Source organism: Calothrix sp. NIES-2098, from assembly GCF_963875125.1.
GTDB lineage: Bacteria > Cyanobacteriota > Cyanobacteriia > Cyanobacteriales > Nostocaceae > Aulosira.
This window is the reverse complement of sequence record NZ_CAWNKJ010000001.1, coordinates 6,674,782-6,686,946: the sequence shown is the minus strand read 5'-3', so window position 1 is coordinate 6,686,946 and position 12,165 is coordinate 6,674,782. Positions and strand designations below refer to the sequence as shown.

Below are 12,165 nucleotides of genomic sequence, written 5' to 3'. Positions count from 1 at the left end.
AATTTAAATTCAATTGTTAACCTCGGTGCCAACGAGTGCCATCCTTACTATCAATTAAGGTAATACCTTTAGCTTGTAGTTCATTGCGGATGCGATCGCCTTCGGCAAAATTCTTAGCTTTTCTGGCTGCTTGGCGTTGTTGAATTAAATCTTCAATTTCTGCATCGCTTAAGCCATCACTTGTAGGAGTTTCAGCTTCTAATTTGGCTTCTAAACCTAAAACTCCCGCCAATGTTACAAGTGTTTGCCACTGTTGAAGTAATTCATCTGCTGGAGTTTCTGTTTTGCCTTCATGCATGATGATATTTCCCTCGCGACGCAGTTCTTTAGCTAATTCAAAAATCACTGCTAATCCACCAGGAAAATTAAAGTCATCATTCACAGCTTCTTGAAAACGTTCTATATAGGAAGTGGAGATTTCTTTTCCATTCGCCGTGTCCTTGACATCCCAACCAAGTTTTTCGCCATATTCATAGCCAAACAGCAAACCTTCTTTCAGGGTGTGCCAGCCGTTGGTAGCAGCAGCGATCGCTTCATCGGTAAAATCGATAGGCTTGCGATATTGGGCTTGCAGCACAAACAACCGCACTGCCATCGGTTCCACCCCTCGATCTAATAAGTCGCGGATGGTGGTAAAGTTACCTAAAGACTTAGACATTTTCTCGCCATCTACCTTCACCATGCCGTTGTGCAGCCAATAGCGAGATAAAGGTTTGCCTGTCACCGCCTCAGATTGGGCAATTTCGTTTTCGTGGTGCGGAAAAATTAAGTCAGCACCGCCAGCATGAATGTCTATGGTATCGCCCAAGCGATCGCGCACCATTGCCGAACATTCTATATGCCACCCCGGACGCCCTTCACCCCAAGGAGAATCCCAAGCAGGTTCTCCTGGTTTTGCTGCTTTCCACAAAGCAAAGTCAAAGGGATCTTTTTTCTTTTGGTATTCTGGATCTTCTAAGTTAACGCGATCGCTTTTACCCGCTTGCATATCTTCTAGCTTCCGCCCCGAAAGCTTGCCATACTCAGAAAACTGGCGTACCGCATAGTAAACGTCACCATCGGCGGGGTAGGCATAACCTTTATTTTCTAAATCGTGAATTAGCCGTTGAATGCCATTCATCGTGTGGGTAGCACGGGGATACTCATCAGCTTTTTTAATTCCCAGCCTGCCCATATCCTCAAAGTAAGCTTTAATGAAGCGATCGGCAACAGCTTCCATTGATGAGTGTTCTTGCCTTGCTCGATTCAGAATCTTGTCATCAATATCGGTAAAATTCTGGATATAGCGCACTTCATAGCCGATAAACTGAAGATATCGCCGTACTACATCCCAAACAATACACGCTCTGGCATGACCCAAATGGCAGTAGTCGTATACCGTCACGCCGCAGTAATACATCTTAACCTTACCTGGTTCTACTGTTTCAAAAGGTTCCTGGCGACGGGTGAGGGTATTGTAAAGAGTTAGGGTCATAAGCAATTAAAACTTCAAAATTCAATATTCAGAATGGTCAAACCTAATGGTGGTAAACATCTTGACTACTTATCTATAATGCAGATAAAGCAACTACAGTTAAGATAAGTAATTTTGAATTAAGTAGATACGTAATAATAGGGTAAAGCACCTGGGATGAGAGTCCAGCATCCCTATCCTAGTGTTTTCTGGACTCTCTGCGCTACACTCCTACTTTTTGACTTTATTTGTTTTGATTAGAGCGCTATGCAATCAGCAGTTACTCCTGAATCTCAAGCAATGGATGCGCCAAAACAAGGTATACCTGTAACAATCATTACAGGATTCCTCGGTAGTGGTAAGACAACATTACTTAATCATATCTTGACTAATCAACAGGGATTAAAAACCGCTGTTTTAGTCAATGAATTTGGTGAAATTGGCATCGATAACGAATTAATTGTTTCCACCGATGAAAACATGGTGGAACTCAATAATGGTTGTATTTGTTGCACCATTAATAGCGATTTAGTTGATGCCGTTTACAAAGTTTTAGAACGTGAAGAAAAGTTAGATTATTTAGTTGTAGAAACAACTGGACTAGCAGATCCATTGCCAGTAGCTCTAACATTTCTCGGTACGGAATTGCGGGATTTAACCCGTTTGGATTCGATTATTACCGTAGTAGACGCGGCGAATTACAGCCTAGATTTATTCAATTCTCAGGCAGCGTATAGTCAGATTGCTTATGGTGATGTCATTATTTTGAATAAAGCAGATTTAGTTGATGAAGCTGCTTTAAATGAATTAGAACGCAAAATTGGTGAAGTTAAAGAAGGAGCCAGAATTCTTCGCACTACACGTTCAGATGTGCCACTTCCCTTAATTTTGAGTGTTGGTTTATTTGAGTCTGATAAGTATTTTGATAACGTGGCAGACGAACATGAGCATCATCACCACGCTCATGAGCATCACGACCACGATCATTCTACCTGCGGTCATGACCATCACGACCATGACCATGACCATGAGCATCATCACCATCATTCTGACCACTTAGAAAATGATGGTTTCACCTCATTGTCTTTCCAAAGTGATAAGCCTTTTTCTATTAGGAAGTTTCAATATTTCTTAGATAACCAACTACCTACTGCTGTCTTCCGCGCTAAGGGAATTATGTGGTTTGATGAAAGCCCCAAACGTCATATTTTCCACTTGTGTGGTAAGCGCTTCACAATGGATGATGATGAATGGAAAGGTCAACCAAAAAATCAGCTAGTTTTGATTGGTCAAAATTTAGATAGCGAAACTTTGCTCAGTCAGCTAGAAAATTGCCTTTGTCTTCCATCTGTTAGTCGAGGTAAAGGCTTCGGTAAATAACTTGAAGTATTTGTAGGGTGGGCAATGCTCACTCTACTACTATATAGATTTCAAAAATCAAGTATGAATAATAATATATTGACTATTGTGGAATTTTGAAATATTTACTATGCCCTTAATTAAAGTACAAACTTCTGTATCTGCTCCGGAAAAGTCTGAAGTTGAGACAATGCTGAAAAGCCTATCAGCTAAGTTAGCAAAGCATTTAGGAAAACCTGAATCCTATGTAATGACAGCTTTTGAACCCGAAGTTCCGATGACGTTTGCAGGTACTACAGATCCAGTTTGCTACATTGAAATTAAAAGTATCGGCACAATGAAACCCGACCAAACAAGTATTATGAGTCAGGATTTTTGTCAACAAATTAACCAAGCATTAGGTGTACCTAAAAATCGCATTTATATAGAGTTTGCAGATGCTAAGGGCGCGATGTGGGGCTGGAACGGTACGACATTTGGTTAGATGTTCATCTAATAAATTTCATAAAAGTTATGGGAGATTGGCACAAATTATATGCAACCCAGAAGGGTTTATCTCCCAGTTTCTTGCCTATCCATCGCTCAATATTCTATGTAATTGAATATTTATTTAACAAAAAAGTGATATTTATCACATTTTTTTGATACATCTAAACTCGCTTTATATCAAATACAAATAACTATAGAATTAAGTAATTTTTTTTAGCAAAGCTGCTGAGAATAATTTATAGGATAATTGTGCTAATTGATGCGATCGCTGTTTAACTAAGAATTTTCTAGGGAACACTATACTCAGTAGCTCCTCAGAAAATTAGTTAAGTAGTCTTATGATTGAGATATCTGCACAATTTAACACGCTTCCTGGTTATAAAATTAGCGATACTCTACATATGAGTGCTAGAAGTATTGTTTATCGTGCTAACCAAATACATTCACAAAAACCAGTTGCTATTAAAGTTCTGAATACTACTTATCCGCAACTCAAAGACTTAATTTTATTAAAAAATCAGTATTCTATATCTAGTTATCTTGACCATCCAAATATTATTAAATGTTATGAGCTAGAAACTTATGGCAATAGTTATGCTCTGATATTAGAAGATTTTGGTGGTATTGCTCTCAGTCAATATGTTAACTCTCAGCCTCTAGAAATCAATGAATTTCTTACTATTGCGATCGCCATTACCTCTGCTCTAGAGTACCTATATCAAAATAAAATAATTCATAAAGATATTAAACCTAAAAATATTTTAATTAATCCAAAAACTAAGCAAGTTAAGCTGATAGATTTTAGTATTTCTTCTATATTACCTAAAGAAAATTCTGAAATTAAAAGCCCTAATATTTTAGAAGGAACTTTGGCTTACATATCTCCAGAACAAACTGGTAGAATGAATCGCGGTATAGACTACCGCACAGACTTTTATTCTCTGGGTGTGACTTTTTATGAATTACTCACAGGACAGTTACCTTTTAATAGTACGAGTCCTGTTGAGTTAGTACATTACCATCTTGCACAAGAACCAATTAATCCCAAAATAGTTAATGGTAATATTCCTCAGCCAATTGCCAATATGGTGCTGAAGTTAATGGCAAAGTCTCCTGAGTCACGTTATCAAACAGCTAGAGGAATCAGGCATGACTTAGAAATTTGCCAGCAGATGTTATTAAGCCAAGGGGAGATTACAGATTTTAAATTGGGAGAAAAAGATATAAGCGATCGCTTCCTTATACCTGAAAAACTTTATGGTAGAGAAAGCGAGGTTAGCACTTTATTAAATGCCTTTGAGCGTGTGAGTTTAGGCAATGTAGAATTGATGCTAATTGCTGGGTTTTCTGGTATTGGTAAAACTTCTATTGTTAATGAAGTCCATAAACCAATTGTTAGACAAAATGGTTATTTTATTTCTGGAAAATTCGATCAATTTCAGCGGAATCTTCCTTTCTCTGCATTTGTACAAGCTTTTCGCAGTCTCATAAGACAATTACTTACTGAAAACACAGAGCAATTACAAGAATGGAAAAATAATATTTTATTAGCTTTAGGCCAACAAGCTGGCGTAATCATCGATGTTATTCCTGAACTAGAATTAATAGTAGGTCAACAACCAGAAATTCCTGAACTTACAGGAAATGCTGCGCAAAACCGCTTCAATTTGCTATTTAGTAAATTCATTCAGGTAGTAGCAACCAAACACCATCCCTTAGTTATTTTTTTAGATGATTTACAATGGGCAGACTCTGCATCTTTAAAATTAATTCAATTATTAATGAATGAAACGGATTCTATATGTCTGTTGCTCATCGGTGCTTATAGAGATAATGAAGTTACTTCTGGTCATCCTTTACTTATGACCTTAGATGCTATTTATAAAACTCCCACTACGGTCAATCAAATTGTTTTAACTCCTTTAGATGAACCTCATATCAATCATTTAATAAAAGATACTTTAGGTTGCCCAGATGAAATAGCCAATCCTTTAACAAGGTTTATATTCCAGAAAACACAAGGCAATCCTTTTTTCACCAATCAATTATTAAAAGCTTTACATGAAAATAAAATAATTAATTTCGATTTTCATGCTGGATATTGGCAATATAATCTTAAAGAAGCAGAGATTTCATACCAAAGTGATGATGTTGTTCAGCTGTTAACTTATCGATTAGAAAAGTTGCCTACATCAACTTTAGAAATATTAAAAATAGCTGCTTGTATTGGCAATAAATTTGATTTAAATCTCTTGTCATTAATTTCAGAAAAATCTCCTGATGAAATAGGAGCTAATTTATGGCAAGTTTTGCAGGAAGGGTTAATTATACCAACAGACGAAATTTATAAATTGTATGCATATGAGCAACCTGAAGCTAGTAATATCTCAGAAATAGAGTTACAAGATTTAGAGCAAAAAATTAGCGATCGCGAAAAATTAACAGTTAACTATAAGTTTCTCCACGATCGCGTACAGCAAGCAGCCTACTCTCTAATTCCAGAAACAGATAACCGAACTATTCACCTCAAAATTGGGCGAACTCTGTTAAAAAATACGAGATTAGAAAACCTAGAAGATAACATATTTGAAATAGTCAATCAACTCAATATGGGTGTTGGCTTAATTACTAGTAAATCAGAAAAATCTGAATTAGCTCAACTTAATTTGATTGTCGGTAACAAAGCTAAATTAGCTACTGCTTATGAAGCTGCTATTAGATATTTGCAGATAGGTTTGCGATTGTTGGAAGCAGATAGTTGGCACAATCAGTATCAGCTAACATTGGATTTATATGTAGCAGCAATGGAAGCCGAATACTTAAATATCAACTTTGAACAAGCAACAATCTACGCAGAAATAGTCAAGCAAAATGCAAATAGCCTACTCGATCGAGTCAAGGCTTATGAAGCTCAAATGCAAATGTATATGGCTGAAATACAAATGCAATTAGCTATTGATACAGGGCTAAAAGTATTAGATATGTTGGGAGTGAATCTGGAGTCAGCACCTCCTGAAAATTTGGATGTTGAAGATTTGATCGACTTACCAAAAATGACTGCTCCCGATCGACTCGCTGCTATGCGTATATTAATTAGCATGATTTCTGCGGCTTATTTTGCAAATCCTGCATTACTGCCATCAATTATATTTACAATGATACATTTGTCTGTAAAGTATGGAAATTCTTCAGCTTCTACTTACGGATATGTTTTATATGGCTTGTTGCTATGCGGTATGTTATCAGAAATTAATGCTGGATATCGCTATGGTGAAGTAGCTTTAATTTTATTAGATAAATTAAATGCTAAAGAACTTAAATGCAGATTATTCTTAGTCTGGAATGCAAACATTAAATTTTGGAAACAGCATCTACGAAAAACTATCGATCCTTTAGTAGAAGGCGTGCAATCTGGTTTAGAAAATGGAGATATAGAATATGTAGGTTATTGTTCTTCAAACCATTACTTACACCTGTTGTTTGCTGGAGAAAATTTGACATCTGTTTCTCAGCAATTAGAACAATATAGTATCTTGATGCACAAGCTGAAACAGCAGTGGACTGTGAATTTACAAAAAGTTTGGTTGCAATTGGTGTTTAATCTACTAGAAACAACTGCTAATAAATATCAATTAAATGGTGTTTTCTTCAATGAATCGGAAATATTACCATTATTTATAGAAACAAATAATTATAATTCCCTCTTTTGTGTATATTTAGCAAAAACCATATTATTTTATTTATTTAACCACTTAAATAGTGCAGTCGAAAGTGCGCGTTTAGGCAAACAATATGTAAACTCTGTTGCTGGACAAATTTCTGTCAGTCAACACAATTTTTACTATTCTCTAGCACTGTTAGCTGAATATAATAACCAGTCTAGCATTGAGCAAGAGCAATATCTAGAACAAGTTTTAGCTAATCAGCAACAAATGCGTCATTGGGCATTTCATGCACCAATGAACTATCAACATAAGTACGATTTAGTAGAAGCAGAAAAGGCAAGAATTTTAGGTCATAATTGGCAATCTATGGAACTTTATGACCAAGCTATTAGAGGTGCTAAAGAAAATCAATATATTCATGAAGAAGCAATAGCTAATGAATTGGCTGCTAAATTTTACTTAGCTTCTGGTAAAGAAAAAATTGCCCAAACCTATCTAATTGATGCTTACTATTGTTACAGCCGTTGGGGAGCTAATACCAAAATTGAAGATTTAGAAAAATGCTATCCTCAGTTACTTTCACCAATTCTCAATCAGAAACAAGTTCCTTTTAATAGGAGCGATACCAATACCTTAGTTGCTGCAACTGTTGATTCCAGCAGTACTGGTGTGACAGCAATATTGGATATAGAAACTGTAACTAAAGCATCCCTAGCTATTGGCTCGGAAATTCAGCTAGATAAATTAATCCAAATGCTTCTGCAAGTAATGTTAGAAAACGTAGGAGGTAATAAAGCTGCGTTAATTCTCCAAGAAGATGGTAAGTTGAACCTTGTAGCAAAATACCAAAATCATCAACCGTGCGAACTACTATCTATACCTATCAATAAAACTCAAGAACTACCAGTTAGTTTAATTAATTATGTGGCTCATACTAAAGAATATTTATTAATTCATGAAGCCACAAAAAACACAAATTTTTCTAGGGATACATATATCATTAAATATCAACCAAAATCTATATTATGTACTCCTATCCTTAACCAAGGAAAACTAATTGGTATTCTTTATTTAGAAAATAGTTTGATAGTGGATGCTTTTACTACCGATCGGTTGCAAATCCTGAAACTTCTTTCTTCCCAAGCAGCAATCTCTTTAGAAAATGCCCAGCTTTATGCAAGATTAGAAGATAAAGTAGCTGCTAGAACCCAAGAATTAAATGCCAAAAATCTTCGCTTGAAACAAACATTACGCGAACTGAAAGTTACGCAAGCTAAACTTATACAATCTGAAAAAATGTCTAGCTTAGGGCAATTAGTAGCTGGTGTTGCTCATGAAATTAATAATCCAATTAATTTTATTTATGCCAATATCGAACCTACTAATAACTATATTGCATCGATGTTGCAACTGATTAATATTTATCAGCAGGAATATCCTCAGGTGACACCGTTGATTCAGCAAATTCAAGAAGATATAGACTTAGAATTTATGGTAGAAGATTTACATAAAATTCTGGATTCTATGAAAGTGGGAGCTAACCGTATTCGTAATATTGTACTTGGCTTACGGAACTTTTCCCGACTGGATGAAGCTGATATTAAGTATGTAGATATCCACGAGGGTATAGATAACACTCTCATGCTGTTACAGTCGCGGTTAATTACAAATGCTAATTATCCAGAAATTACTGTAATTAAAAATTATGCCAAATTACCTTTAGTCGCCTGCTATGCTGCGCAATTAAATCAGGCATTTCTCAATATTCTTAATAATGCAATTGATGCTTTAAATGGGCATAATCAAAAGCGATCGCTCGCAGAAATTCAAAATAATCCTAGCAAAATTACCATCAGTACTCAAGTTATTAAAAATGGCTGGGTGAGTATCTCTATCAAAGATAACGGCCCTGGTATTCCGAAAAATATTAGAGAACGAATTTTTGACCCTTTTTTCACAACTAAACCTGTAGGAGAAGGCACTGGTTTAGGATTATCTATTAGCTATCAAATTATTGTAGATAAGCATGGTGGAAAAATAGACTGTATTTCCGTACCAGGAGAGGGGGCAGAGTTTTGGATTGAAATTCCTATCAAGAAATATTCTTCAGAGTTGATCGTGCAGAATAAAACTAACTAATTTCGTATACTATAATCAGCAAAATTTAAAAGGAAAATTTTAAAAATGAGTTTATTGTATCATGCTTATTTTGTTAAAACACAGGAGTCCAAAGCAAAACTCCAAGAAAAATTCTCCCAAGTAGATTTAATTCCTGAATCAGAATGGATTGTATGTAATTTGAGTGATGATTATTCAGACGAATTATTTGATCCTGAAATTTACTTAACCACAAAAATTTCTTTACAGTTTGGTGAAGTAGTTTTTATTTGTGTAGATACAAGCAACGATCAACTTGATTATGAACATTCAAAAGAAGGTATCTTACTACGAAAAATGTGCTGGCTGTCAGATGGTTGTCAATCAACATGGGCTTGCATAGAAGGAGAAATCGAGGAATGGGAAAATAATATTATCTTCTCTGAAGAAAATTTTGCTAAAACAATAGAAATAATCAAATATGATGAAAATCTTCAGTTTTTACCTGAAGAACATTTTCTGCAAAAGCAAAAAGAACTTCGTGCAATTTGGGATGAGAAACAATATTTAATTGGGGAAAATCTTCCTTTAGGGGATGCAACAATAGGTATTGCTATTCAGAATTTTTTTGGAATAAAGATGCCAAGTTCTTTTGAACAATAGGCAATAAACAGAGAACTAATTGAATTCTTGATTTTTAAGATTCATGATTACTAGATGCAGAAGAAGCAGTTCAATCTACCCCAGTCTGAGTCAAGAAGCTATAGGATAGAGATCCTAGCATCAACTCGCGATCATTTATGTCTGCCACGCCGCTGATTTCTCCAGCTAACTCACTAAACTCCCAACAGTTAGAAAATATCCCTCCCTTATTAGGTGCTTCCGTTGCTGAATTGACTGCTTGGGTGCAGCAACAGGGACAGCCAGCTTATCGAGGTAAGCAGCTACATGATTGGATATATCACAAGGGAGTGCGATCGCTAGCTGATATTTCTGTATTCTCAAAACAATGGCGTGCGGAAGTCGCAGAAATTCCCATCGGACGTTCAACTATACACCACCGCGCTGTTGCACCTGATGGCACTATCAAGTATCTCTTGCAACTTGCAGATGGACAAATCGTAGAAACTGTTGGTATTCCCAGTGATAAACGTTTAACTGTCTGTGTTTCTACTCAGGTGGGTTGTCCGATGGCTTGTGATTTCTGCGCCACTGGTAAAGGCGGTTACAAGCGTAACTTAGCACGTCATGAAATTGTCGATCAGGTGTTGACGGTACAAGAAGATTTTCAGCAACGGGTAAGCCATGTAGTATTTATGGGCATGGGTGAACCGTTGTTAAATACTGAGAATGTCCTAGCAGCTTTAAGATCCTTAAATCAAGATGTGGGAATTGGACAGCGATCGCTCACTGTCTCTACAGTAGGAATACGCGATCGCATTCGTCAGTTAGCCCAACACCATTTACAAATTACTCTGGCTGTTAGCCTTCATGCGCCCAACCAAGCACTGCGAGAACAATTGATTCCCAGCGCGCGTCCCTATCCCATTGAAGATTTGCTGGCTGAATGTCGGGAATATGTGGAAATCACTGGCCGCCGCGTTAGTTTTGAGTATATCCTCCTGGCTGGAGTCAACGATTTACCAGAACACGCTTTGGAACTAGCAAAACGCTTGCGGGGTTTCCAAAGCCACGTGAATTTAATTCCTTATAACCCCATTCAAGAAGTAGATTATAAACGCCCAAATAGCGATCGCATTCAAGCCTTCGTTAAAGTCCTCAAGCAGCAACAAATTGCTGTCAGCGTCCGTTACTCCCGCGGTTTAGAAGCTGATGCAGCTTGCGGACAACTTAGAGCAAGTAAAAATTAAAGATGCAACCAACTGTGGAGCAAGTTATCAGTTAACCAAAATGCTCATACCAATAAATCTTGTTCAGAATAGATGAAAGCACAGGCGAATTGGTAATTCTTGCTGGAGATGAGATTGAGATAACGGTCGATAAACAAGGAATAGTAAATTATGACCAAACCTGATTTTAAGACAATGCCCAAAGCAGAATTGAGGGCTTACGTACTGCAACATCCTGACGATAATTAAGCTTTTTATGAATTGTCGGATCGGATAAAAGCTAATGCTAAACCTCTCAAAATTGAAGACTTGCCTCAAATTATTCAGCGTCAGCGCGAGCAAGCATAGTCAAGTAAATCTATTAGTAATATTAAGAGCGTCGTGCTACTAACACAACGCTCTTTTTTCTCAAAAACTAACAGTTTACGTTACTAGAGAAAACAAAAGTTTTACATCTTAGCATGAATACCAGGGGCATAAGCCTCAATGACTTTGCCAGTGCGAGTGCAGCTAATCATCAAGTAATCACAAGCTGGGCATTGGGTACGAGTTATATGACTATCAGAAATATAGTGACGTTCAGCTTTACTACCACAGTTGGGGCAGCAAATTTGTTGTACTATCTGCATTTTAAAATCCCTGGTTGTAACGATTTCTAGTAAATAAAGACAGTGAAATAAACCAGTAAACATTCTGGTTTACTACCACCTCATAAAAAGCCTATATAATTGGCTAACTTCTTTAAACAAAATTAAAGCTGGTAAAAACAACCCCTATTTTCTAATTATTATCCTAGTAGATCTATGGGTCTAACATCTCACTTTGGATATATAAATTAATTTTTGCTGTAGCTCCTGTTTAGATATTTACTGATCCCCAATGTTAATACCTCTATATCAAATGATTTATAGCGATCTCCAGCTAGAGTAAGTATATTAATAGCAAAAAGCTAAAATTAGAAGATTACTGTATAGTTAGTCACAAAATTTTTATTTTAAGCTTAACTTAAGATTTGTGAAGATTGTCATAGGGATGAAATTGTCGTGAAACAATTTAATCAAAACTTCCAATACTCACCCTTAAGAGTATCGTTTATGTCTGCTAGTCTAGTTGTTGGTAATGGGTAATGGGGAATGGGTAATAGGTAATGGGTGTATCCAATTATCAATTACCCATGACTTCTTCTTGTTGTCAGACTCATAACCTTCGATACTCAAGCAAAATCATGACTTAAAGCTTCAAGCTAGAGTAT

9 protein-coding genes are annotated in these 12,165 nt (G+C 36.4%); 7 read left to right on the top strand and 2 right to left on the bottom strand.

Annotated features, from left to right (window positions below; all coding sequences use genetic code 11):
• Window positions 1-16: 16 nt before the first annotated feature.
• Complete coding sequence (cysS, locus tag AACU33_RS27940) at window positions 17-1,474, bottom strand: cysteine--tRNA ligase (protein WP_096592942.1); 1,458 nt, start codon at window positions 1,472-1,474, stop codon at window positions 17-19.
• A 246-nt stretch (window positions 1,475-1,720) separates the two neighbouring features.
• Here cysS and AACU33_RS27935 point away from each other — a divergent pair, with 246 nt between their 5' ends.
• The 7 genes from AACU33_RS27935 to AACU33_RS37650 all read left to right on the top strand — a co-directional run bounded on the left by AACU33_RS27935 (window position 1,721) and on the right by AACU33_RS37650 (window position 11,162).
• Window positions 1,721-2,833, top strand: a complete 1,113-nt coding sequence (locus tag AACU33_RS27935) for a CobW family GTP-binding protein (protein WP_096592940.1) — start codon at window positions 1,721-1,723, stop codon at window positions 2,831-2,833.
• Window positions 2,834-2,942: 109 nt separating this feature from the next.
• Window positions 2,943-3,296, top strand: a complete 354-nt coding sequence (locus AACU33_RS27930; protein WP_096592937.1) for a phenylpyruvate tautomerase MIF-related protein — start codon at window positions 2,943-2,945, stop codon at window positions 3,294-3,296.
• Between the two features lie 343 nt (window positions 3,297-3,639).
• Window positions 3,640-9,105 carry a trifunctional serine/threonine-protein kinase/ATP-binding protein/sensor histidine kinase gene (locus AACU33_RS27925; RefSeq protein ID WP_096592935.1) on the top strand — a complete coding sequence of 1,822 codons (5,466 nt, stop codon included), beginning with the start codon at window positions 3,640-3,642 and terminating at the stop codon, window positions 9,103-9,105.
• 45 nt (window positions 9,106-9,150) lie between these two features.
• Window positions 9,151-9,726 (top strand): hypothetical protein, encoded by a 576-nt coding sequence (locus AACU33_RS27920; protein WP_096592932.1) that lies wholly within the window; start codon window positions 9,151-9,153, stop codon window positions 9,724-9,726.
• A 137-nt stretch (window positions 9,727-9,863) separates the two neighbouring features.
• Window positions 9,864-10,934 carry a 23S rRNA (adenine(2503)-C(2))-methyltransferase RlmN gene (gene rlmN / locus AACU33_RS27915; protein WP_096592930.1) on the top strand — a complete coding sequence of 357 codons (1,071 nt, stop codon included), beginning with the start codon at window positions 9,864-9,866 and terminating at the stop codon, window positions 10,932-10,934.
• A gap of 59 nt (window positions 10,935-10,993) precedes the next feature.
• Window positions 10,994-11,098, top strand: coding sequence for a DUF6888 family protein (locus tag AACU33_RS37655; RefSeq protein WP_445291769.1), 105 nt, complete (start codon window positions 10,994-10,996; stop codon window positions 11,096-11,098).
• Window positions 11,085-11,162 carry a DUF6887 family protein gene (locus tag AACU33_RS37650; RefSeq protein WP_445291798.1) on the top strand — a complete coding sequence of 26 codons (78 nt, stop codon included), beginning with the start codon at window positions 11,085-11,087 and terminating at the stop codon, window positions 11,160-11,162. Before AACU33_RS37655 ends, AACU33_RS37650 begins: the two co-directional genes overlap by 14 nt.
• A gap of 200 nt (window positions 11,163-11,362) precedes the next feature.
• On the opposite strand, the gene AACU33_RS27910 is transcribed toward AACU33_RS37650, so the two are convergent.
• Window positions 11,363-11,542, bottom strand: a complete 180-nt coding sequence (locus AACU33_RS27910) for a replication restart DNA helicase PriA (RefSeq protein WP_096595416.1) — start codon at window positions 11,540-11,542, stop codon at window positions 11,363-11,365.
• Window positions 11,543-12,165 lie beyond the last annotated feature (623 nt).

Bases quoted from the DNA above. Each gene is read 5' to 3' on its own strand.
- AACU33_RS27910 (WP_096595416.1), bottom strand. From the start codon at position 11,542: ATGCAGATAGTACAACAAATTTGCTGCCCCAACTGTGGTAGTAAAGCT.
- rlmN (WP_096592930.1), top strand. From the start codon at position 9,864: ATGTCTGCCACGCCGCTGATTTCTCCAGCTAACTCACTAAACTCCCAA.
- AACU33_RS37650 (WP_445291798.1), top strand. From the start codon at position 11,085: ATGACCAAACCTGATTTTAAGACAATGCCCAAAGCAGAATTGAGGGCT.
- AACU33_RS27935 (WP_096592940.1), top strand. From the start codon at position 1,721: ATGCAATCAGCAGTTACTCCTGAATCTCAAGCAATGGATGCGCCAAAA.
- AACU33_RS27930 (WP_096592937.1), top strand. From the start codon at position 2,943: ATGCCCTTAATTAAAGTACAAACTTCTGTATCTGCTCCGGAAAAGTCT.
- cysS (WP_096592942.1), bottom strand. From the start codon at position 1,474: ATGACCCTAACTCTTTACAATACCCTCACCCGTCGCCAGGAACCTTTT.
- AACU33_RS27920 (WP_096592932.1), top strand. From the start codon at position 9,151: ATGAGTTTATTGTATCATGCTTATTTTGTTAAAACACAGGAGTCCAAA.
- AACU33_RS27925 (WP_096592935.1), top strand. From the start codon at position 3,640: ATGATTGAGATATCTGCACAATTTAACACGCTTCCTGGTTATAAAATT.